Annotated in this window: 14 protein-coding genes; 6 read left to right on the forward strand and 8 right to left on the reverse strand. The window is 39.5% G+C overall.

Annotation, left to right across the window (positions count from 1 at the left end):
• Positions 1–2: 2 nt before the first annotated feature.
• The 8 genes from C8P64_RS09215 to C8P64_RS09250 all read right to left on the reverse strand — a co-directional run bounded on the left by C8P64_RS09215 (position 3) and on the right by C8P64_RS09250 (position 18,531).
• Positions 3–1,364: a vanadium-dependent haloperoxidase gene (locus C8P64_RS09215; RefSeq protein WP_108171779.1), complete on the reverse strand. Its 1,362-nt coding sequence runs from the start codon at positions 1,362–1,364 to the stop codon at positions 3–5.
• Positions 1,361–4,642, reverse strand: coding sequence for a VCBS repeat-containing protein (locus C8P64_RS09220; protein WP_108171780.1), 3,282 nt, complete (start codon positions 4,640–4,642; stop codon positions 1,361–1,363). The genes C8P64_RS09215 and C8P64_RS09220 overlap by 4 nt, the downstream gene beginning before the upstream one ends.
• Positions 4,635–7,943: a VCBS repeat-containing protein gene (locus tag C8P64_RS09225; protein ID WP_108171781.1), complete on the reverse strand. Its 3,309-nt coding sequence runs from the start codon at positions 7,941–7,943 to the stop codon at positions 4,635–4,637. Before C8P64_RS09225 ends, C8P64_RS09220 begins: the two co-directional genes overlap by 8 nt.
• Entirely contained in the window at positions 7,936–11,226 is a 3,291-nt protein-coding gene (locus tag C8P64_RS09230) for a VCBS repeat-containing protein (protein ID WP_245889687.1), read from the reverse strand. Before C8P64_RS09230 ends, C8P64_RS09225 begins: the two co-directional genes overlap by 8 nt.
• Before the next feature lie 86 nt (positions 11,227–11,312).
• Positions 11,313–12,845 carry a RagB/SusD family nutrient uptake outer membrane protein gene (locus C8P64_RS09235; RefSeq protein ID WP_108171782.1) on the reverse strand — a complete coding sequence of 511 codons (1,533 nt, stop codon included), beginning with the start codon at positions 12,843–12,845 and terminating at the stop codon, positions 11,313–11,315.
• A gap of 12 nt (positions 12,846–12,857) precedes the next feature.
• On the reverse strand, positions 12,858–15,869 hold the full coding sequence (locus tag C8P64_RS09240; RefSeq protein WP_108171783.1) for a SusC/RagA family TonB-linked outer membrane protein: 3,012 nt from the start codon (positions 15,867–15,869) through the stop codon (positions 12,858–12,860).
• A 304-nt stretch (positions 15,870–16,173) separates the two neighbouring features.
• Positions 16,174–16,815, reverse strand: coding sequence for a gluconate 2-dehydrogenase subunit 3 family protein (locus C8P64_RS09245; RefSeq protein WP_108171784.1), 642 nt, complete (start codon positions 16,813–16,815; stop codon positions 16,174–16,176).
• A 12-nt stretch (positions 16,816–16,827) separates the two neighbouring features.
• Complete coding sequence (locus C8P64_RS09250) at positions 16,828–18,531, reverse strand: GMC oxidoreductase (protein WP_108171785.1); 1,704 nt, start codon at positions 18,529–18,531, stop codon at positions 16,828–16,830.
• A gap of 147 nt (positions 18,532–18,678) precedes the next feature.
• Here C8P64_RS09250 and C8P64_RS09255 point away from each other — a divergent pair, with 147 nt between their 5' ends.
• From C8P64_RS09255 to C8P64_RS09280, 6 genes are all read left to right on the forward strand, one after another.
• On the forward strand, positions 18,679–19,677 hold the full coding sequence (locus tag C8P64_RS09255; protein ID WP_108171786.1) for a sugar phosphate isomerase/epimerase family protein: 999 nt from the start codon (positions 18,679–18,681) through the stop codon (positions 19,675–19,677).
• A 17-nt stretch (positions 19,678–19,694) separates the two neighbouring features.
• Entirely contained in the window at positions 19,695–20,933 is a 1,239-nt protein-coding gene (locus C8P64_RS09260) for a nucleoside permease (protein ID WP_108171787.1), read from the forward strand.
• A gap of 9 nt (positions 20,934–20,942) precedes the next feature.
• Entirely contained in the window at positions 20,943–22,082 is a 1,140-nt protein-coding gene (locus C8P64_RS09265) for a Gfo/Idh/MocA family protein (protein WP_170106656.1), read from the forward strand.
• Positions 22,083–22,098: 16 nt separating this feature from the next.
• Entirely contained in the window at positions 22,099–23,160 is a 1,062-nt protein-coding gene (locus tag C8P64_RS09270) for a sugar phosphate isomerase/epimerase family protein (protein WP_108171789.1), read from the forward strand.
• A 2-nt stretch (positions 23,161–23,162) separates the two neighbouring features.
• Positions 23,163–23,918 (forward strand): 3-keto-disaccharide hydrolase, encoded by a 756-nt coding sequence (locus tag C8P64_RS09275; protein WP_108171790.1) that lies wholly within the window; start codon positions 23,163–23,165, stop codon positions 23,916–23,918.
• A gap of 90 nt (positions 23,919–24,008) precedes the next feature.
• Positions 24,009–25,223, forward strand: coding sequence for a bifunctional alpha/beta hydrolase/OsmC family protein (locus C8P64_RS09280; protein WP_108171791.1), 1,215 nt, complete (start codon positions 24,009–24,011; stop codon positions 25,221–25,223).
• Positions 25,224–25,249 lie beyond the last annotated feature (26 nt).

A 25,249-nucleotide genomic window follows, 5' to 3' on the forward strand; every position in this document is an offset into this window, starting at 1 on the left:
GATCAATTGGAAACCAGGCTCTGGTCTTCGCCTTTTAGTTTTAAATTCTCTACTACGAAAGCACCAAGTTCGCGCCCTTGTTTTAAACCAACTTCAATAGCCGCTCGGTAATGTATACCACCAAATAACCTGCTATTTGCAGCTTCTCTGGAAGCTTCATTAAAAGAATTGAATGATCTTACCGGCAAACCATAATTCGTCTCGGTATCATCTTCAAAAGCGAAATTATCACCAAAAATATCGGTCAGCACCACCGCAGCAGCACCAGAAACTACAGAATGTCCACTGGTATATTCAGGAAACGGAGGAGTTTGTAACACCGGTGACCAGTTCTCATCTATATATTTATTAATAAGCGTTTCTGGTCTAACCAGGCTGCTTCTGTACTTCTCATCCCAACAACTAATAAAAGCATCGGCCATGGCGATAGAAGTCCTGGTATAGGCATAAACCGTTTTATCAAAATCTGAATTCGATTTTCTACAGGCGATCTTGGTGATCCCAATCCAGTGTCCTCCAGGAGTGATCTTTTTAGTGGCGAACATCAAATGCCCCTTCTGTGTAGATACATAAGGATTACAATCCCAGAATTTAGCAATTTCGAGTTTTTCATTATCATCACTGTCTCCAATTTCATCCATTTCCTTTTTCACTTCATACACTTCCATCAATTCCTGATAGAATTTAGAGTCAGGTTTCATGGAAAATTCCGGTGGAGGAGCTGGTTTAAACTGCCCCGCAGAATCGATCACGAAAGGTCTTATTTTCATCCAGTGAGGTTCGATCCCATCCATATATGAAGGAGGTGTTGGCTGCCATCTGCTTTCGTCATCGGTATATAAAGAAAACTTAGGCATGGTTCGGGTCGCGGCATAATTATCATTTTTCATCCATGCTTTTATATGGTCTGCAACCTGTAGCCCGTATTCCTTAGATTTCCTGAAACTTTCCGGGTTCTTACTTTCCCAGTTCTTATAGATACTATCCCTGAACTTCTCAATGCTTTCTTCCGAAAAAATAAGGCTCTTCCCTATTTCATAAAAAGCGACGATAGATGAGATCCTTGGGTTCAAGCCAGTGGTGTCTTGAGGAGCAGGCACTGGGGTAAGTTCATTTAGCTGCCCGGCCAAACTGGTATATTCAGTCTCGCCTGCCTGTAAAGCCTCGTAAGCCGCAATGTTCGAATAGGCATAGATCCTGCTTGCTACCGGCGGAGAGAAAATATCATGCACCTGTACTTCAGTTAATTTATCAACTGCCGTATGATAATCTTCTGTAGATACCACGATAGGTTCGTCCTTTTTACAAGCAATAAAACTTAAAAAGGATAAAGCAAGAATAAATGTATACTTCAAAAACTTCATTTAGAATACTGATATTTATAGATGACCGGTTTAGAATCGTTCAAAAACCCGATCACGTATCTTTTATTATTAATTTCAATTTCAATCAGGCTGTTTACAGGTTTACCTGTAAAATCTATCCCGCTATTAATTGTAGCAATTTTCCCAGCAGAATTTATAACTGCCCCGGGAAAAGCTCCAAAGGCTCCATGATAAGGCGTTACCCCGAAATAGTTCCCAGCAAGTATCGCCATTTTATCATCTAGACTCGCGTCCTGAAGCACTAATATAGCATTTATAGGCGCAAATTGTAAATTTTTGTTAAAAGGAATGAAAACCAATTTTCCATCATCATTTCTCAGGTAACCAGACTCTGTTGTTTTGATCTCTCTGATGGTCATTTTAGACAGGGATTCACCGTAAATCTCCCCTACATTTTTACCGGCAAACTTTTTATAATTGGGGAATTTCTTCTTTAAAAAATTCATTTGCCCGGTAAGTTCATCCAGGCCGGCAAAAGTAAAATATTCACCATTTATATTCCGGGCGAGGATGGTCTCAGAATTGCCATTTCCATCTATATCACCATAGTACATGCGTAAAGGTGCCCCGGCCGAAGCTTTGAATTTTGAATTTAATCCCCAGTTTCCAAGAAGATAATCAAGATCTCCGTCTGCATCGATATCAAATGCTTCGATGCTTTGCCACAGTCCTGATAATTGATCTAAACCAATATCATTTAAAAGATTCAACTTACCCTCATTATTTTCGAAGATCTTTGGCGCCATCCACTCTCCTACCAGGATCAGTTCTGGAAATTCATCCCCGTTAACGTCACTCCAGATTGCGTCGGTGATCAGGCCGGCATTTTTGATCTCTTCACTAGTGACCAGTTGAAATTTCCCACCGATATTTTCCAGTAAAAATGATTCAGGAATTTTACCAAAATCACCTGCGATGGCACGACCTCCAACAAATATATCAAGATCACCATCTCTATCCATATCTGCAGATACAACCACCCCGGCATCTGAATAATATACCGGAAGCTCGATCTTTTTCCAGTTCCCATAAACCTGAGTCCAGTAGCTATCCTTTAGTACGTCAAATTTTCCATTGAACTCTCCACCTCCGGTAACAAAAAACAGATCATCCTTGCCATCATTATTAAAATCGGCGATCTCAACTCCTCGCACTTCAGCATTCGTAGTTTCCTCGAGAAAAGGGAAATCTATCTTAATAAGACCGGTACCAGTTTGTAAATAAACTTCAGATTTAACTCCCCGGGAATTTCCAATAAAAATATCCTCCAGCCCATCATTATTAAGATCCCCGGTAGCCGCAACAGGCATTTCATCTGAAATTCTATAAGGAATAAGCTTTTGCCTATCGAAATCATTATAAGAGTTCTCTTTATGAATATATTTAAATCCAGGAATGCTATCTACAGGTTCAAACATTTTTGCTGTTACTAAATCCTTAATTGCATATGGTCTATTATCTGAATTTTCAGGTGGGGTTAATACAAGTTTCTGATTTGTCTCAACCTTATATAATTTTTGAACTGTCCCTGCTGGCCAAATAATATGTAAAGAATCTATGATTTTCGTATTTCCATATCCAAAATGGATCAAAGGCTCAGAGGATGATTCAAATCCTTTACTATTAAAGAGCTGCTGGAACTGTAATTTTCCATTATGAAATGAATATACCTTTGTCCCGATCCCAAAGGTGTTTTTATCATTGCCTTCGAATTGGATTCTAAGGTAATTATTCTTTTCAGAAGCTGAATTCTTATAAATAAAGGCCTCTGCGTTAATATTATTGGTCACCAGGTCCAGATCACCATCATTATCCAGATCACCATAGGCACTTCCGTTGGAAAATGAAGCTTCTGGAGTTACCCATTTAGAAGAAAGGTCCTGAAAAGCGAGATCATTTGTTCCCCTGAAAAAATAATTATTCACCTTGCCTTCAGGCATAAGATTCAATGACTCCTTATCCATAAATTTAGAGTCATCATTTTTCTTATTAATCTGGGAATTCGAGATGAATTTTATATAATCCAGGTTATTCGGCCTGCGCACGATTCCATTGGAAATGAACAGGTCTTTTTCGCCGTCCATATCATAATCTGCAAATAAGGGAGACCAGCTCCAATCTGTTGCTTCAATTCCGCTCAAAAGAGCAATTTCCTGGAAATTTTCGCCACGATTGTTTAATTGCAGCATATTTCGGCTGAACTGACGGTGATAGCCGTATTTCATCCTCAGGTTCAGAATATTGATATCTTCATCTCCCACAGAAGCCTTTAAAGCAGTCTCATCTTCGGGCAACATATCTACTGAAAGGATGTCTGGATAGCCATCATGATTTATATCTGCTACATCGCTACCCATGGAAAACCGACTCACCTGGGTCATTTTGTTCTTGATCTGCTCAGTGAAAGTCCCGTCACCATTGTTTATGTAGAGATAATCATCCTCATGAAAATCGTTACTCACGTAAATATCTGTAAATCCGTCGTTATTAAGATCGGCAGTGGCAACTCCCAGGCCATAGCCATTAGGACCACCAAAAATCCCTGCCTGTTCACTTACATCATGGAATTTTCCATTTCGGAATTCGAAAAGTTTATCTCCGCTAGGCTCTGAACGTCGTTTCCTGATATCTGCGGGGCTAAAAGATTCATCTGTATGTACCGCATGATTCAAGACATAAAGATCCAGATCTCCATCATTATCATAATCGAAGAAGCTAGCCGAAGTTCCATAATTCTTCAATCCTATACCATATTTTTCAGCAGCCTCGGTAAAGGTATTGTCACCGTTATTTATGAATAATTCATTTCTTCCTTTTAAGCCATGAATTCCACTTACAGCCAGCACATAAATATCCAGCAATCCGTCTGCATTCACATCGGCCATGGTCACCCCGGTATTCCAGTCTGAATTACCCGAGATTCCTGCGGATTTCGAAATATCCTGAAATTTCATATTTCCCTGGTTCAGGAACAAACGGTTCTTATCCTGGTTCGAGGTAAAGAATATATCCTGCAGCCCATCATTATTGATGTCACCAATCGCGACTCCTCCTCCATTGTAATAATAGAGGTATTCCAGGATGTTTAAAGAATCGGTTTCGGTAAGGTCGTTTCGAAAATCAACGCCAGTTTCTTCAGAACTAAGTTTAGTAAAAAGATGATCTGTATCCTTCTCCAAATCTTCATTTTTTTCCTTTGCACAGGAATAAAGAAGGATAAAAATCGATAAAAGAAAGCCCCATGAAATTCTACTCATTGCGCTTAAATAATTTGGGTTTGGCATTGGTAATACCCGCAAGCAGATATTCGTTACCATTCTTGTCTTTCAGCCATTTCATGGCCTTAACTTCACCTTTTAAAAGCAATCCGGAATCTTCAGATTCTGCTACTTTAAAACCATTCTGATCATTTAGTAGTATTGTGCCAAAACTGGCATCCAGCCTGCCAAACTGAGGTTTTAAGGAGTAATTGTTCCCAGCGAGGATAAGGTCTTGTTTCCCATCCTTATTAAAATCACCAGTATTTATACTACAGATGCAGGAATATTGAGCCTGGGCAGGCAAGGCTTCTATTCTGAAATTAGCGTTCCCGTCATTATATGCGACGATACTTTTAAAATTATGGATCACACTTACTTCAGCTTTTTCAAGTATATCAGCACCAAAAAGTTCCTGGATAGATTTGTTGGAATACTCACTGAACTTCATATTCTGTTTCTTAATAGAAACAATTTGCCCGGCCAGCTCCCTTTTAGTGTGTAAAGGAATATCCCTGCCATTTATGGTTTTAGTAAAAACCTGTTCTGTAGTACCATTCAAGTCAAAATCTGTCACGAACATTTTAGCAGGTTCGGTCTTAGAAGCCTGATAACTAGCATTAGATCCCCTATTCCCGAGAACCAGGTCTGGAAACCCATCATTGTTAAGATCTTGCGCCAGGACGCTGTTATACAAGCCTGAATATTCAGATAATTCATTTTCCTTCAGGATAAAATTCCCTTTCTCGTTCAGGAAGATCTTAGGGCTCATCCATTCTCCTACCACGGTAAGGTCTTTCTGCCCATCTCCATTAAGATCTTCAAAAACCGCAGCTTTCACCATTCCGATATTCTTCAATCCCGGAGCAGCAGATTCAGTAATATCTTTAAATTCTCCTTTTCCATCATTTTCCAGCAGAACACTGGAAACCTTAAGTCCATAGATCCCTGGAACGGTATATACTCCGAGGAAAATATCCATATCTCCATCGTTGTCGATATCGGCTGTTTCTACATTAGAGGTATTATTAGGAGAATATGACACGATCCTGTAATCGCTGAATTCTAAATTTCCATTATTAATATAAACGCGAAGACCTGTTCTGGCATTCTTGAAATTTCCTCCGGAGCTTACCAGTAAATCAAGGTCATTATCTCCGTCTATATCCACAAATTCAGCATCTGTATCTTCAAAATTCACTCCGGCATCAAAAGCTATCTGTTTTAATTCTCCAGCTTTTTTCTGAAGATAGATCCTTCCAGAAGTCCCAAAAGAACCTCCAAGATAAACATCATCATTACCATCGTTATCGATGTCGGCAACAGCCATGGCCGGACCTTCCTGGGATTGCATTTTAGGAATAAGACCTTCATAATCAAAATCCACGTGCCTGTCTTCCGACTGAGGCTCGAAATTGGTCGCGACTTCCTGAAACCAGGTAGTTTTATCTTCTTTGCTTTTTGACCATTCCATGTTCGCTTTAGATTGATCAAGAACCAAAGTGGAATTTAATTCAGGGTCTTTTACTAGCATTCGTTTTTTATCTGGAAAAATGATCTGTACGGAATCTATCTTTTCTTTATCACCAAGACCTATGGTTTGCACATAATCTACCGAAGACTGAAAACCTCTGGTTGGAATCAATTCCTGTCTTATGATCTCTCCATTAGCGTATAGATCGATTATACTCCCTACAGCCATAGTATTTTTGCCTTCACCTTTTACCTTTAGCTTTATAAAATTCTTATCATACCTTTCGCTGTTGTTTTTATAAACGAAAGCAGGCATATTGAAGTTATTTACAATAAGATCAAGGTCTCCGTCATTATCCAGATCGGCATAAGCAGCGCCATTGGAAAAACCTGGATCGTCCAGCCCCCACTCCTCGGCCTTATTTTCAAATACCAGGTCCTGGCCATTTTTAAACGCATAATTAGGTATTGGCGTAGAAGGCATTTTATTTATGACCTTATCGATATCTTCTTTTTTTCCAGTGATGCTCATTTTTTGAATGATATCGTTGGCAAAAAAGTCCATGAAATCATTATTGGTCAGATCATGAAAAATACCATTGCTCACAAAAATATCGCGATAGCCATCATTATCCATATCAAATAACAAAGCACCCCAACTCCAGTCGGTTTTTGCCACCCCGCTAAAATGGGCGATTTCAGAAAACGTACCATCACCATTATTCAACTGCAGGGTATTTTGCATATACTGATTATAGAAATCCCTGCTTTTCTTAAGCTGAAAAAGATCATATCTTTCATAATCCCCGGTTTCCTTGAGGCGGGCGTCGTCCTCGGGAAGCATATCGGTCACGAATATTTCAGGCAATCCGTCATTATTCAGGTCGGCCATATCAGCACCCATAGAAGAAAGACTTAGATGCTGCATGTAATCCTTAATTTGCTCCTTAAAAGTGCCGTCTCCCTGATTTATATACAGGTAATCGCGCTCATAAAAATCGTTGGAAACGTAGATATCTGGCAAAATATCTCCGTTGATATCTCCTATGGTCACACCTAATCCAAAACCAATCAAACTCCCGTAGATTCCAGCTTCCTCGCTTACATCGGTAAACCGGCCATCATCGTTTCGTAATAATTTATCCCCTCCTCCTTTTAATGGCTCAGGTATATCCCAGTCTTCACTGCGTGTTTCTCTTTTATTCACATAACCAAGACTGCTTACCGGTATAAAACTATTATTAAGTATGTATACATCCAGGTCCCCATCTGCATCATAATCAAAAAAAGCTGCATGGGTTCCAAAACCGCTATCGTCAAGATTATATTCAGCAGCCTTTTCGGTAAAGGTCAGGTCACCATTATTAATAAATAGTTCGTTCTTTTTATCGTCACCTTCCAGGTTACCGGCATTGCACACGTAGATATCCAAAAATCCGTCGGCATTAATATCTACCATAGTCACCCCGGTAGACCATGACCTGCTCCCCTCTGCTCCAGAGGATTCAGTAATATCTTCAAACTTGAAATTCCCTTTATTGAGATAAAGCTTGTTCTTCTTTCTATTCGCCGTCAAATAAACATCTGGCAAGCCATCATTATTTAGATCACCAATTCCTACTCCTCCCCCGTTGTAAAAATTTCTATAATTGAAAATATTGAAATCCTTCTCGTTTTCAACCTTATTGATGAAATCTATTCCTGTAGAGTCTGAAGGCATTTCAGTGAAAAGTAAGTCTTCAGCCGGCTGCGCCTCTGTTTGCTCCTTATCCTTTCCGCAGGAAACTGCTAAAAGAACCAATAATATTTTAAAAGTCTTTTTAATCATTGAATTTGGGGTATTTCACGAACTGTGTACGATCATTGTTTATTCCGAAAATGAGATAATTCTCATCTAAAACTTTTACTTTATTTATAGACTTAACCGGTCCATTAATGTAGAGTTTGTTCCTTATAAGTTCAAAATTCAAGTTGCCTTTATTTCGAAGTATTACGCCTTTACTTGCGTCCAGCCTGCCCAGTTGGGTGTTCACATGATAATTATTACCTCCCAGAACAAGGTCTGTTAAACCGTCGTTATCCATATCGGTTAGCAGAATATCATGAACCGAAGAAAATTGTACTTCCCTCGGCAGGGTTCTTTTTGAAAATTGAAGATCTCCTGTATTTTCAAATAAAGTAGTTTCCAGGGTTACGACCTTTTTCTTTATTGCGTTATCAATTTTCCCTTCCGAAAAATAATCATTAAAATCTGCTTCTGCGAAATCTGTATAGGATAAAAAAGATTTATTCAATTGCGGAATCTGCTTGGTAATTTCGTCTTTCGTAACCAGCGGAGTTTCTCGGTCCTGGTAAAAATAAGTAAGTATAGGATCAACCTTCCCGTTATCGTCAAAATCATTCAGGTAAAGCTGTAAAGGACTATCAGAACTGGCTTTTAACCTGCTGTTGAGACCCCAGTTACCAGCAATGATATCCATATCCCCGTCTGAATCAAAATCCTCTATCGCTACAGAGTTCCACCAACCTTCAGTATCAGGTATTTCTTTTTTGATAAAACCTCCTTCCCCATTATTTATAAGAAGAGTTATTGGCATATAATGTCCTCCGATGACTATATCTGGTAGACCATCTGCATTCATATCTATAATTTTAGCGTCATAGACCATTCCCAGATCTTTCAAAGATCTTGAAGAAGCTTCAGATTTGCTGAAACCAGATCCATTTTCATTGAGCAATATTATAGCATCCTGGCTTTTTCCATAACTTCCATAATCTGAATTGCTCCCGATAAAAATATCTTCAAAGCCATCATTATTAAAATCTGCCGATCTTATCACCGAAGCATTGATCTCAACATCTTTCAGAAGTTGTGTTTTTTCTAAAGTCCCATTCTTATTTAAATACAGCTCCGGGTGATTTTTATTGATATTATTAGGATCTGTACCTCCATAAGCAATTATTAGATCCAGAGCAGCATCATTATTCATATCTAAGAATACCTGGTCTACCGGCTCCAGGGAATTTGAACTCAGTTGAATTTCCTTTACAATACCAAAACTGCCGTCAGCATTTTGCTGCCACATTTTCCCAGGATTAAATTGATCTCCTGAAATAAAAATATCGTCCCTGCCGTCCTTATTGAAGTCTATAACAGAAACCGACGGACCAAGGTTGGACTGAGAATAGGGAATCAAAGGTTCGTAAGAGAAATCTTTAAATGAGTATTCCTTATGGGTTTTGTTTACCAAAAACTTTTCTGTTTCGGGCCTTAGATTATCTAAACTTTCAGAGGATTTATTAGCATACTCAAACTTGATCTGCAATTTTTGATCTGGCTTAACATTCCGAAGGCGTTGCTGAAAACCTCCTGGCCAAGAGATATCAATTGAATCTATATTATTTAGCTTACCAAGTCCAAAATGAAGTTCTGGAGCAACCGCAGACATGAAACCACGAGTTGGATAATTCTCCGCGATCTGAATTTTATCTCCGTGATATAATGTCACTTTTGCTCCTATTCCAAATTTGTTAGTTTCAGGACCATTGAATTTTATCTGTAAATAATGCGAACTATCCTTATCACGACTTAGGTTTTCATATACAGAGGCTTTAGAATTCACATTATTGGTAACAAGGTCCAGGTCACCATCATTATCTAGATCTGCATAAACAGCCCCGTTACTAAAGGATTCCTCGCTATTGATCCACTTCGAGTCCATATTTTCGAATTGGAGTTCCCCGGCATTTCTGAAAAAATAATTGGCAGTTCTTTTCTCAGGGATCTCATCGATGATCTTTAGATCCTGATCGTTCATTCCCTTACTGAGACGTTTCTGAATATTCTCATTGGCTATAAAGCTTATATAGTCCATATCGTTGGTAGCTCCAAGAATTCCGTTGGAGATAAAAAGATCCTTTACCCCATCATTATCAAGATCTGCGAATAATGGCGCCCAACTCCATTCTGTTGCCGCTATCCCTGAAAGATGTGCTATTTCACTGAAATTGAAATTCCCCTGATTCAGCTGCAGCGCATTCTGCATATACTGGTTGGCATATCCCTTATTCAGATAATTATGGTAGATCTGGTAAGAGTAATCTGTGCCCGAAGCCTTGTAAGTGGTAAGATCTTCAGGAAGCATGTCCAGACTTATTATATCCTGTAATCCATCATTATTAAAATCGGCAATATCAACACCCATGGAATAATGCGAAGTATGTGCTATCCCACTATTCTCTAATGAAATATGGTCTTTAAAGGTTCCATCCTTCTGATTGATATACAGGTAATCATTTTCAAAGAAATCATTCCCTACATAAATATCTGGATAACCATCATTATTTAGATCACCTATCGCCAGACCAAGCCCATAACCAATTTTACTGCTATAGATGCCACTTTCTTTAGAAACATCGGTAAAGCTACCGTTATCATTTCTAAATAGCCGGTCACCGGAAATGCTGTCTGTTTCTTTCCTGGTTTCGCCAATGCCATAATTTGAGTTTGGATGAACGGAATGGTTCATAATAAAAACATCCAGGTCACCATCCAGGTCATAATCGAAAAACGCCGATTGGGTGGACATTCCACTAAAATCTAAATTATATTTTGCAGCTTCCTCCTTAAAAATGGGTGTACCGTCTGCATCCTGACCCTGGTTGATATATAATTTATTACGTCCTTTTAAGCTCTTATAATTGCCTACTTCACAAACATAAATATCCAGAAGCCCATCGTTATTGATATCTACCGTGGTTACCCCGTTAGACCATGAAGTTTTTTGAAGAATTCCGGCAGTTTTAGAAACTTCGTTGAACTTAAAATCACCCTGGTTGAGATACAGTTTATCGCTATCCATATTAGCTGCGAAATAAAGATCTGTAAGTCCATCATTATTAAAATCGGCCGCGGCTACACCAGCGCCATTATAGAAATAAAGGTAATTCAGGATATTGAGATCTTTAGAAGAAGTGATCTCATTCCTGAAATCTATGCCGCTTACTTCTGAAGGGAGCATTTGAAACCTGAAATTCTCATCTTTTGGAGTTTCCTTTGAACAGGAGAAAATTAGGAATAGAAAACACAATAATAAAACCAGTCTTTTCAATATCAACTATTTGGGGTTATGCTGTTATAAATTAAAAGCCTTTCCAAATTACGGAAAGGCTTTTATTTATGAAATACAAAAGCTAATTAATATCCAGGATTCTGGGTTAAATTAGGATTGGTAGACAATGCTGCCGGCGGAATCGGAAACAGTAAATACTGTTCTGAAGATGCTGGTTTTTCATGATGCGCATCAAGGAATGTAGAGAAACGAATTTGATCATTTCTTCTCCATCCTTCCCAGTACAATTCTCTGGCTCTTTCATCAAGGATATCATCTAAGGTTATTCCAGTAAGATCTGAAGTTCCTCTTAAAGTTCTTATAGAATTAACCAAAGATTCCGGAGTATCTCCCATTGTAGCTGATCCACCTCTTAAGATCGCTTCAGCCTTCATTAATAAAGCATCAGCTAATCTAAAATGAACATAATCGTTACCTACAGAACCTATGCTAGTAAAGTCAACAGGATATTTAATTACCCTGATCCCTGCAACCTCGCTAGAGGCAGTAAGAGAAAAGTCTTTAGTAAAGGCTAATGGATCACCGTTTCTATCTTCAAGCGGAGTACCGTCTGCAGCATATTGCTGACCTAATAAGAATCCTGCATTCATACCAGTATTTCCTTCGAAATAATCTGGAGTGAATTCTCTTCTCATATCTCCATCTTCATAAAGGTCATATATTTCTGCAAGCGTAACAAAACCATTCCATCCATCAGGCTGGCTATTGTAATGCAGGGTCATATGCCATCTTGAGTGCGTATTGGCAGGGTTATTACCTCTAACATTCTCACTCACGAATATATTTTCAGAACTATCATCTGTATTCGTTGGAGAGAAATTATCAAAATACATGGTTTCCAATTCATAATCTCCAGAGCTAACTATCGCATCAACATGAGAGATAACGGTATTCATGTCTCCAGCGTCAAAACTAAATGGACCTGCTGAGGCAGCATTTGTACTTGGATCTGTTGCCATATATACCGCCTTGTTCAAATAAGCTTTCGCCAGTAAGAAGTGAGCTGCATTTCTATTTGCTACGGTAGCATCTCCAGTATCTGGCAGATCATCAATGATCTCTTCCAGTTCTGCGATCACGAAATTAATACCTTCAGGTCTGTTTAGAGTAATAGATGGAGGTGCCGTAAGGTCTTCTCCAGGCTCTCTACCTAAAACCAATCCAAAGTTATCTACTAAGTGAAAAGCGAAAAATGCTCTTAAAAATCTTGCCTGCGCAGCCTGTGCAGGAGTTGGATCAAATTCCAATACCTGTGTTGAGCGGAATATCCCACTCAATAAACCGGTATAGGCACTATTTATAAAGTTATTAGAACTCGCCCAGTTGTGAGTATGCAGGTTTCTCCATACACCACCATCATCCCAGTCTGGTCCACGTGTTGGTCCAGCCAACTCATCAGACGTATGCTCTTGCAATGCAAATATATTATCCTGAGTATCAAAGATTCTCATTGCCTGGTAGGCCGATATGAGCAGTGACTCTGTATCTGCAGTAGTAGCAGCAACTTCGCTGCCAACTGTATCGTTCAATTCTTCATCCAGGGTAGTACACCCGAATGCAAGAACGCTAACGAATAAAATTAATACTATTTTTTTCATAAGAATATTTTATTAAAAGTTTGCATTTATCCCTACCGTAAAGCTTCTGCTTCTTGGATAGGAAGTATAATCTATACCAAAAGATGGAACCCCGTCAATAGCTTTATTCACATTCACCTCTGGGTCAAATCCATCATAAGGTGTAATTACAAAAAGGTTCTGTCCCGCAACATATATACGTAAAGATTTCATCCATTCCAGAGAAAAGTCTTCCTGCCCCATAAAGGTATAACCAATAGAAGCACTATTAAGTCTCAAGAAGTCCCCGCTTTGTAGATCTTTCGTAGATAGGAATGGTCCTCCATTTGCAGCATCGGCATTCGAATTAACCTCTGCGTAAGTGGCATTATCTCCATTGGCAACTGCTGCTTTATAGAATAATGCTGCATTGGTGTTATCGTATACCTGATGACCATATGCACCGTTTAGATTTGCACTGAAATCGAAATTTCTAAAAGTTGCATTCAAACCAATACCTAAAGTAATATCAGGGTTTGGATCACCTACGAAATCCCTATCTGATGTTCTTCCAGGACCATCAAAGTTAGGATTTACCGTGCCATCACCATTTACATCTACGTAAGTTGGTGCCCCGTTCGCGTCATATCCATTAAATACTGGAAGGTAAAAAGCATATAGAGGTTGGTTGTCATAAAGTAACTGTGATCTTTGTCCAGTTAAACTTCTACCATTAACCTCCCCGGTTGGTATACCAATAGGGAACTGATTACTTACATTACTAATGGTGTTATCAAGAAATGCCATGTTATATGACACATCAAATGTCCAGTCTTCACTTTGAATAACATTAGCATTTAAAGAGATCTCAAAACCTTCGTTCTCAATTTCGATATCATCAAAGTTTGTCCAGTAATTTACGTTTGGAGCCGGCTGAATCGCTGGCAATCTAAATAAAAGATCATTAGTTTTTCTATTGAAGTAATCTAAAGATCCTGTAATTCTATCACTAGCAAATCCAAAATCTATACCTACACCAAATTGCTCGGTAGTTTCCCATTGTAGATCAGGGTTTGCTACGTTAACCTGTTGTACTGCTGAACCATCATCTGTAGGACCAAACTGAGTTTGTGCAGAACCAGCAGGGAATTCCTGGTTACCAGTGATACCCCAGCTACCTCTTAACTTAAGATCTGAAATAGCAACAGGTAAGAATCCTTCTTCAACAATTCTCCAGGCAGCACCTACAGAAGGGAAATAACCATATCTGTTGTTACTACCAAACTTACTGGAACCATCGGCTCTTAAAGTAGCTGTTAATAAATATTTGCTGTTATAATTGAAGTTCGCTCTACCAAAGAAAGACTGTAACTCTGAAGATGGATTATAGTATGCCAGCACATCGGTTGGCTGGATAGTAGCTGCATAACCAATATCCTTAATATACTTATCCTGATCTGCAATACTGAAGTCACGAGCAATTAAACTATTCCCTTTAGCTTCGAAACTCTGATAAGAATAACCAACAACAGCATCCAGTTTTAGGTTTGCTGCGATATCTGAATTGTAGCTTAAGGTATGCTCGAATAATTTATTGAAGTTATAGTTATCCTCGTAAGAAGCTACTCCTCGTCCTAAAATGTTATTAGCATTAAAATCACTAGAAATAGAAGTTCTTCTGGTAGACTCACTTCTGTCTAGACCAATATTGAATTTATAATCCAGTCCTTCCGTAATATTTATTGTAGTAGAAAGGTTTGCAAGAATCCTTGATGTTTCTGTTTTATCTTCAAAATAATCAAGGAAAGCCTGAGGGTTTCTCTGGTTATCACTTGGCTGGTTATAAGTGCCGTCCTCATTAAAGAATGGTCTGGTTGGATTCCATCTTAGAGTTGAAGACATTAAATCCCCCTCTGCAGAAGCATTCTCAAAGATCGCTTCTCCATCATCCTTAATATAGGAATAGATGATATTAGACTTAAAAGTAACCACATCATCAAAAGCACGTTGAGTAATATTGATATTACCAGTATACTTTTCCTGACCTGTACCTTTTACAATACCTTCCTGATCAAGGATACCAAGGGAAATTCTATAATTCCCGGTCTCTCCTCCAGAACCATATGAAAAATCATGTTGTTGAGTAAAGGCAGTTCTTAAAATTGAACCTAATGGATCTAAACGAGCTCCAAGGTCCGGATTCGGGTTACCAACGCTGTTGGCTATCCCTGGATAGTCATCTGCCGAAATCAGATCATATTCATTAGAGATTGTGCTGGACTGGAAAGATGAATTAAAACTCACCTGCGGCTTACCGCTTCTTCCACCACGAGTTGTGATCAAAACAACACCATTAGCACCACGGGAACCATAGATTGCCGTCGCCGATGCATCTTTCAAAATATCGATACTGGCGATATCACTAGAGTTTATAAACGCCAAAGGGTTGGTAGAACCTCTTCTCCCAAGCCCGGTATCACTTCCTGGACTAACATTTCCTCCACTTAAAGGAACACCATCAACAACGATCAAAGGATCGTTTCCGGCCCTTATCGAGGAGGTACCTCTTACTCTAATATTGGCACCAGCTCCAGGTTCACCACTGGCCTGGGTGATCTGAACACCTGCTACCCTACCTTGTAATAACTGGTCTGGGGAAGTGTTTATACCCTTGTTAAATTCTTCAGATTTAACTGACGATACAGCTCCGGTTGCATCCCGCACTGTTGTTTGACCATAACCAATCAATACAACTTCATCAAGTTCAGAAGCATCGGTTGCCAGGTTTACGTCAATTGTAGTTCTGCCTTCAACAGGGACTTCCTGGGTTTCGTAACCTACGAAACTAAATACAAGAGTTCCATCTGCCGGTACATCGTTAAGTGTGTAATTTCCGTCAAAATCTGTTGTAGTTCCTGTCGAGGTTCCTTTAATTGCCACGGTCGCGCCGGGTAGCGGACCAGTCTCATCGGTCACCGTCCCGGTCACCGTCTGCTGTGCATTTACCATCCCATAAAAAAGGAAGACCGAAATAAACAATAGGCCCCTAAAGATAATTTGTTTCATAAAAAATACGTTTTAGTTGGAAAACGCTCAGAAAAATTTCTGAACTGCCCTCAATTTATATAAAAAATTGTTAATAAAGTTATTAAACTACAAAAATTAAAGAATTTTAAAATCTGTTGAATCTTCTGAATCCTTAATTAACCCGACAAAAATTTCAATATTTGATTATTTTCTGGAAAGAATTAAGCTTAGAATATCATATTCCTAATTGAGAATTTTCCACCAATAACTAACCCTTTACTATAAATATTATATATCGAGAATTGCCGATTCTGGCTTATGTCAATAAATATTCTTCCCGTTCCTACAATGACATTGCTTTTCCCTGCCCAAGTTCATCTACAGGCCCACAAGGGATGTACTGCCCGGGAATAGGATCATACCACATCACATTTTCACCAACTTCTTCGCTATTCTTCCACGCCCATATGCCCATATTCCTTACAGTTGTTAGGTAAGCATAAGCTCCTTTATCATTATTCATAACATATTCAGGATCCCTAATAGCATCCTGTGTTTCAGTATTTCTTCGTACGAATTTTTCTCTCTGTGCAGGTGTAGCCTTCAGGTATTTCTTTATAAGATTTTCAAAATCTTCATCCTTTCCTTCCTCTTGCTCTTTATCAAATTCTTCTTTGAAAGCTCTGGCAAAGGCATCTGCAGATTCCTGAAACTTCTCCCTTCGTTCCAAATCCTCGACCTTATCCATATAAGCGTCTATAAATTGTGGAATATTAAGGTCTGATGCTCCAGGGGTATCTGAAGAAGGTAAAATAACATTCAGCACCTTTTTAAGAGCATATCCATGAGAAGCGGTTAGAAAAACCGGTTGCCAGTCATATTCGGGTTCGCTCTTGCAACTTTGCAGTAAACTTAATGTGGATGGACCTATAACGAATAAGCCCGCACCTAATCCTATATTCTTTAATGCTTGTCTCCTTTTCATTATCCTAATTATTTATGCATTAGATTTTTTAAAATTCTTGGAGGCATGATCTGCAGCTCTTGCTGTCATCGCCATATATGTTAGAGATGGGTTCTGGCATCCGGCAGAGGTCATAAAGGCTCCGTCTGTTACATATACATTCGGCACCCCATGAACCTGGTTATTGCCGTTAAGCACAGAAGTTTTTGGATCACGTCCCATTCTGGCCATTCCCATTTCATGGATACCTAGCCCGGGAGCTCCAATATCGTCGTAACCTCTTACATCCTTGAACCCGGCTTTTTCAAGCATCTCTACGGCTTGAGAAACCATATCTTCCCGCATTTTCAATTCGTTTTCCTTGAATTCAGCATCAAAGGTTACCGTAGGCAGTCCCCATTCATCTAGTTTATCATAATCCAGGGTCATTTTATTTTCGTGATAAGGCAGAGTTTCCCCGAAGCCCATAAGTCCCATGTTCCAGCCTCCCGGTTCTGTGATCGCTTTTTTAAGATCTTCACCATAAGCGGCCTCAGCAATACTATCAGACCAATTAGTCCTGCTTGCGCCTCCCTGGTATCCATAACCACGAATAAAGCCCAGGTTCTTATCGTTCCCGTTCAGGTTTCTGAATCTTGGCAGGTAAATACCATTGGGTTTTCTTCCTTTATAATATTTATCCTCAAAACCTTCATAATTTCCTGAAGCACCAGCTTTAAAATGATGGTCCATTACATTATGTCCTAATTCTCCAGAATCATTCCCCATTCCGTTAGGGAAACGATCAGATTTAGATTGCATGAGAATACTCGTAGAAGCTACGGCAGAAGCGCATAAGAAGATCACATTTGCTTTGAACTCCATTACTTCCTTTGTATTGGCATCTATCACTTTTACCCCGGTAGCCTTTTTTGTTTCGGGATCATAAATAACTTCACTCGCAATAGAATGAGGTCTCAAGGTCATATTTCCAGTTCTCTCAGCTGCCGGCAAGGTTGATGAATTACTACTGAAATAGCCTCCATAAGGACAACCTCTAATACAGCGGTTTCTAAACTGACACTTAGACCTGCCTTCAAATTTTTTATCTCCGGTTATATGAGCGACCCTACCTGAGGTCATTACGCGACCATCAAAATTTTTAGCGATACTTTCTCTAAAATAGTCTTCAACACAATTAAGATCCATTGGCGGTAGAAACTCTCCATCGGGTAACTGGCTTAAACCAAGTTTTTCACCACAAACACCTATATAGGATTCTACGTAATCATACCATGGCGCCACATCTTTATATCTAACCGGCCAGTCGACTCCTATTCCATCTTTCTTATTGGCTTCGAAATCCATTTCACTTAGCCTGTAACTATGGCGTCCCCACATAATAGATCTACCACCAACGTGGTAACCACGCATCCAGTCGAATCTTTTCACTTCATTATAGGGGTGTTTTATATCATCTACGAACCAGTGCTTACTAGGTTCAGAAACCGTATATCCAGTCCTGTTCTGCTTAAACTGTCTTTTTACTTCTTCCCTTGGAACATCTCCCTTGAACTTATAATCCCAAGGATCGTCATTCATTGTTGGATAATCCTTTACATGCTCTACCATGCGTCCACGTTCCAAAACCAGGGTCTTGAAACCTTTTTCACACAGTTCTTTGGCTGCCCAACCACCACTAATTCCTGTACCAACAACTATTGCATCATAATTGTCATTTTCGTAATATACACTCACAATCTCCTGTTTTATTGATAAATTTTTATATCGAAGTCTACCAAATATATAAATTTAAGCCCATAATTTTACAGCTTTAAAAAAAAGGTTACATTTATTTTTCATTTTTCATAAAAACCCTAACTCAATCATTATATCCAGATAACAATGAAAATCAACCCGCTTAAAGTATCTCTTCTAATACTGCTATGCCCGCTTTTATTTTTGCATGTTTCCTGCAAACAAAAGTCTGACAACAATGCTGAAACTGTATCTCAGGAAAAAGACACAACTACTTCAAACCCGCTATGGTTCAAACTTTCTCTGGCAGAATGGTCTTTACATAAACCTATTTATGACGGTGAATTAGATCCTATGGATTTTGCTCAAAAAGCAAGCGAAATGGGATTTGAGGGCATTGAATATGTAAGTGGTTTTTATGCTGAAAGGATCAAAAATGCTGAAGATCCTGAAGCTGAAATGCAGATCGTGCTTGATAGTTTAAAAGCAAAAAGTACCGAATACGGTATGAAAAATTTGATCATCATGATAGATGGTGAGGGCGATCTTGCTGCCAATGAGGCTGCAGAGCGAAATAAAGCCGTAGAAAATCACAAAAAATGGGTGGATGCAGCCAGTTTTCTAGGGTGCCACTCCATTCGAGTAAACCTTTTTGGCAGTGAAGTGCCTGAAGAATGGAAAACGAACTCTATTGATGCCCTTTCAAAATTAGCTGAATACGCTAAGTCTAAAAATGTAAATATACTTGTAGAGAACCATGGATACCTGTCATCTAACGCAGATCTGTTAGTAGAAGTGATGCAAGGTGTAAATATGGAAAATTGTGGTACTCTACCCGATTTTGGTAATTTCTGCCTGAAACGTGAAGGTGGCCAGAGATGGGACGCAGATTGTGTTGAAGAATTCCCGAGATATGAAGGTGTTAAGAAAATGATGCCATACGCCAAAGCTGTAAGTGCCAAATCCTATACTTTCGATAAAGACGGTAATGAAGACCTGATCGACTACAAAAAAATGCTGAAGATCATTAAGGATAGTGGTTACGATGGTTTCATTGGAGTTGAATTTGAAGGTGAAGACATTTCAGCCGAAAAAGGAATCATGGCCACAAAAGATCTATTAATCAAAGCCGGTAAGCAACTATAAAAACCAATCTCTAGATCATGAATAAACTTATTCGATTTCAACTTTCCCTGATGATGTTCCTTGAATTCTTCATTTGGGGAGGATGGTTCGTTACTCTCGGAACTTTTCTTGGTTACAATCTTAATGCTTCTGATGTACAGATCTCGACAGCATTTTCTACACAATCCTGGGGCGCCATCATCGCTCCTTTTATTATAGGTCTCATCGCAGACCGGTTCTTTAATGCGGAAAGGATTCTTGGAATTCTGCATATTACAGGTGCAATCTTATTATACATGATGTATATAAGTACAGATTTCGCTGAATTCTATCCCCTGGTCCTTGCCTATATGATCGCATATATGCCTACGCTGGCACTGGTAAATTCTGTAAGTTTCAACCAGATGAAAGATCCAGCCAAGGAATTTTCATTCATCAGGGTATTTGGAACTATAGGATGGATCGTAGCCGGGCTGGTAATAAGTTATTTATTTTACTGGGATGCTCCAGAGGCGAGGCAGGATGGAATGCTTAAGTATACTTTCTTAATGGTTAGTATCGCTTCCGCCTTTCTTGGTCTTTTCAGTTTTACTTTACCAAAAACGCCTCCAACTGCAGACAGGTCCAAAAAAGTAAGCATCGTGGAAACTTTAGGTCTGGACGCCTTGAGTTTGCTTAAAGACAGGAACTTCCTGATGTTCTTCCTGGCTTCAGTACTTATCTGTATCCCGCTGGCGTTCTATTATCAAAACACCAACCCCTTTTTATCCGAAATAGGAGTTGAGAACCCAACGGGGCTTATGACCATTGGTCAGGTTTCAGAAGTGCTGTTTATGCTTCTTCTTCCCTTTTTCTTCAAAAGATTCGGTTTTAAAATGACCATTATAGCCGGGATGCTAGCCTGGACGGTTAGGTATTTTTTATTCGCCTATGGAAATTCTGGCGAACTTATCTTTATGCTGTTAACCGGTATTGCCTTGCACGGGATCTGTTATGACTTCTTCTTTGTATCTGGACAGATCTATACCGATTTTAAAGCAGGTTCAAAATATAAGAGTTCAGCACAGGGATTAATTACCCTGGCTACTTATGGTGTAGGAATGTTAATTGGATTCTATGTTGCCGGTCTTATCACCAACGCTTACCTTACTGGAGATAAAATGCACGATTGGGAAACGATCTGGATCTATCCCGCCGTATTTGCGTTTGGAATAATGCTGCTTTTTGCATTATTTTTTAAGAACGAAAAGATCGACAAAAAGGATATCGAAATATAAAAGATTTAGATTATGGCAAAGATAAAACTGGGTATACTTGGTGGCGGAGAAGACTCTCTTATAGGTATACTTCACAGAGTGGCGGCTAATATGTTCGACCAATTTGAGATCGTAGGCGGAGCCTTCGATGTAAAGCACGAGAAGAGCCTTAAGTTCGGGGAAAAACTTCAGCTAGATAGTTCAAGGGTTTATAAAGACCTTGATGACCTTATTGCAAAGGAAAATTCTTTACCTGAGGATCAGAGAATGCAAGCCGTGTCTGTGCTTACCCCGAATTTCCTGCATTTCCCCATGGCCAAAAAGTTACTGAAAAACGGGTTTAATGTCATCTGTGAAAAACCATTAACAACTACCTACGAGGAGGCTAAAATTCTGAATGAAATTCAGCAGAAAACAAAGGTGATCTTCGCGGTCACCTATACCTATACCGGTTACCCCATGATCAGGCAAATGAAGACCATGATCAAAAACGGGGAGATAGGGAAAATTCAAAAAGTAGATGTGCAATATTACCAGGGATGGATCAATCCTTTGATACACGATAAGGAGAAAAGATCGGCCACCTGGAGACTGGATCCTGAAAAATCTGGGATTAGCTGCTGTATTGGCGATATAGGAACTCATGCCTTTAATATGGCGGAGTATGTAACCGGAATGAAAGTAGAAAATATACTCGCAGACCTCAATTACCTGTACGAAGATAACCCGATGGATATTGACGGAACGGTGCTTATGAGGTTTCCGGGTAAGGCAAAAGGAGTGCTTAGAGCCAGCCAGATCGCAACCGGTGAAGAAAATAATTTCACGGTGCAGGTATATGGCGATAAAGGAGGATTGAAATGGGAACAGGAAAACCCGAATTACCTCTATTTACTGAAAGAAGATAAACCGTTGCAGGTAATAAAACCTGGTCATGGCTTCCTGAGCGAATTTTCCCTGGAAGGAACAAAATTACCACCGGGTCATCCCGAAGGTATTTTCGATTCTATGGGTAACATATACTACGGCGTGGCAATGGCGATAAAAGACAATTCAAAATTTGATGGTGCATATCCAAAATTGAATGATGGTTTACGCGGAATGAACTTTATAGAAAAAACCGTCTCTTCCCACAAAAAAGGGAATGTCTGGATAAAAATGGAAGACTAATACAAAATATTAGAAAATGAAGACTATAAAAGGACCAGCTGTATTTCTGGCTCAGTTCATGGACGACAAGGAACCATTCAATTCTCTGGATGGCTTGTGTAAATGGGCTTCAGAACTTGGTTTTAAAGGAATTCAGATCCCTACCTGGGAAACCAGGTTGATCGATCTTAAAAAAGCTGCGGAAAGTAAAACCTATTGCGACGAACTTAAAGGCAAGGTTGAATCCTATGGTCTGCAGATCACAGAACTCAGCTCACATTTGCAAGGACAATTAGTAGCAGTACATCCTGCTTACGATATCATGTTCGATAATTTCGCTCCAGACGAATACAAGAATAATCCGGAAAAACGAACTAACTGGGCCATAGATCAGTTAAAATATGCTGCCAAAGCAAGCCGTAATCTTGGCCTTGATGTCCACGGAACTTTTAGCGGTTCATTTTTATGGCATACGGCGCACCCATGGCCGCAAAGACCAGATGGTCTTGTAGAATTGGGATTCGCAGAACTAGCCAAACGCTGGCTGCCTATCCTAAACGAATTTGATGAACAGGGAGTAGATGTTTGTTACGAGATACATCCAGGAGAAGATCTGCACGACGGGGTTACCTTTGAAAGGTTTCTTGATGCCACCCATAATCACAAAAGGGTAAACATACTTTATGACCCGAGTCACTTTGTATTGCAGCAACTTGATTATATAGAATATATAGACCATTACCACGATTACATTAAAATGTTTCACGTCAAGGATGCAGAATTTAATCCTACCGGAAAAAAAGGAATGTTTGGCGGATTTGGTGACTGGAAAGACCGTGCCGGCAGATACAGACATCCTGGAGATGGCCAGGTAGATTTTAAAACTATTTTTTCAAAATTAACTGAATATGGTTGCGATGTATGGGCGGTTCTGGAATGGGAATGCTGTATTAAGTCTCCAGATCAGGGTGCAAGAGAAGGCGCTCCTTTTATTCAGTCTCATATTATAGAAGCTACCCAGAAAAGATTTGACGACTTTTCAGGATCTGAAATAGATAAAAATAAACTACAACGAATTTTAGGAATCAAAACAAACTAAGCATGAAAAGAATGATTTTAATTGGCTGTTCTATTGTATTATTTGCGGCCTGCAAGAATGAAAAGAAGGATTCAGAGGAAACCAAACTTACCGAATCTGAAGAAATGCAGCAGACCGAAAATATGCAGGATGATGAATGGCAGGTCCTCTTCAGCGGTAATGATCTTGATTCCTGGCAAACCTATAACCGAGATTCCATTTCGAGCCAGTGGAAAATTGAAGATGGCGTAATTTCCTTTGCACCGGCAGAAGGAGATAAAAGGATCAAGGAATATTTAATGACCAAAGACAAGTATGAAAGCTTTGAACTGCAAATAGAATGGAAGATTTCTGAAGGCGGAAACAGCGGGATCCTATGGGCTGTGCAGGAAATGGATAAATATGATGAGCCCTATTATACTGGCCCGGAGATCCAGATCCTGGATAATCAAAAACATCCTGATGCAAAGAATGGCTTAAACCGTACCGCTGGAGCATTGTATGATATGGTTCCGCCAAGTGAAGATGTAACGAAACCGGCAGGAGAATGGAACAAAGAGGTTATTCATATAGATCATAAGAACAATAAAGGCTGGGTGAAATTAAACGGAGTAAAAGTAACTGAATTTCCTGTGCACGGAGAGGGCTGGGAAAACATGGTCAAGGATTCCAAATTTAGCGATTGGGAAGACTTCGGGACCAACCAGAAAGGATATATCGCTTTGCAGGATCACGATGATAAAGTCTGGTTTAGAAATATCAAGATCAAAGAACTTTAAGAATAGTTTATCAGAATTAAAGCTGCCTTTAAGGCGGCTTTTTTTTATTCTTGAAGATAACCGAAGATGCTTTACCAATAAAACGATATTATGAAAAAGCTTGATGTAAGTTTCAAAAATTCTGATTCGAAAACGCTTCAAGGCGTTCTGGAATTACCAACGAATAAGAAGCCTGAGAATTTTATTCTGTTTGCTCATTGTTTTACCTGCAACAAGAATTTTCATGCTCCCTCTAATATCAGTAAAAGTCTGGCTTCAAAAGGTTATGGAGTTTTAAGATTCGATTTTACGGGTCTCGGAGAAAGCGACGGCAATTTCGAAGACACTAATTTCTCGGGTAATGTAGATGACCTGGTCTCTGCGGCTAGTTTTTTGAAAAAAGAGTACAATGCTCCTGCAATTATCGTTGGGCATTCCTTAGGTGGCGCCGCTGCGCTATTCGCGGCAAAAGAGATAGATTCAGTTAAAGCCATCGTGACTATTAATGCGCCATCAAACCTGGCTCATGTTCAAAAGCATTTTGAATCCAGCCTTAGCGAGATCGAGAATGAAGGTTCAGCGAAAATTAATATAGGTGGAAGAAGTTTCCAGATTAAGAAGCAATTCATTGATGATCTAGAAAATAATAATGAATCTAAAACCCTTGAAGAAATAAGAACTCCGTTGCTAATCATGCATTCACCGCAGGATAAGATCGTATCTATTAAACATGCCGAAGAACTATATAAATCTGCGCGACATCCTAAGAGTTTTATTTCTCTGGAAAAAGCAGATCATATGCTGAGCACCCGGTCTGATTCTGAATACGCCGGAGGCTTAATAGCTGCCTGGGCGAGTAAATATATAGAACAGCCAGAAGTGCCAGAATTAGATACAGACCATGAAGTTATGGCCAATCTGGGGAAACACGGCTATACCACCCAGATCATTGCCGGCAAGCATCATTTTGTCGCAGATGAACCGGAGAAAGCCGGAGGTAGCGACCTGGGACCTAACCCTTATGAACTGGTTTCCAGCGGACTTGCTGCCTGCACCTCCATGACCATACAGATGTATGCCAGAAGAAAAGAATGGAAAGTAGAGAATGTAGAAACTCATGTGAGCTATGCAAAAAAACACGCCGAAGACTGCGAGAATTGCGAAAAAGACCAGGCCAAGATAGATAGTTTTGAAAGAGAGATCTCCATACAGGGAGAGCTAGATGAGAAACAGATAGAGCGCCTTATGCAGATCGCAGATAAATGCCCGGTTCACAAAACGCTTTCTTCAAAAGCACAGATAGAAACCAAACTAAGAAGTTCGTAAGACTTTTAAAGAGCAGCAATCCATTG

The organism is Christiangramia gaetbulicola, assembly GCF_003054225.1.
Lineage (GTDB): Bacteria > Bacteroidota > Bacteroidia > Flavobacteriales > Flavobacteriaceae > Christiangramia > Christiangramia gaetbulicola.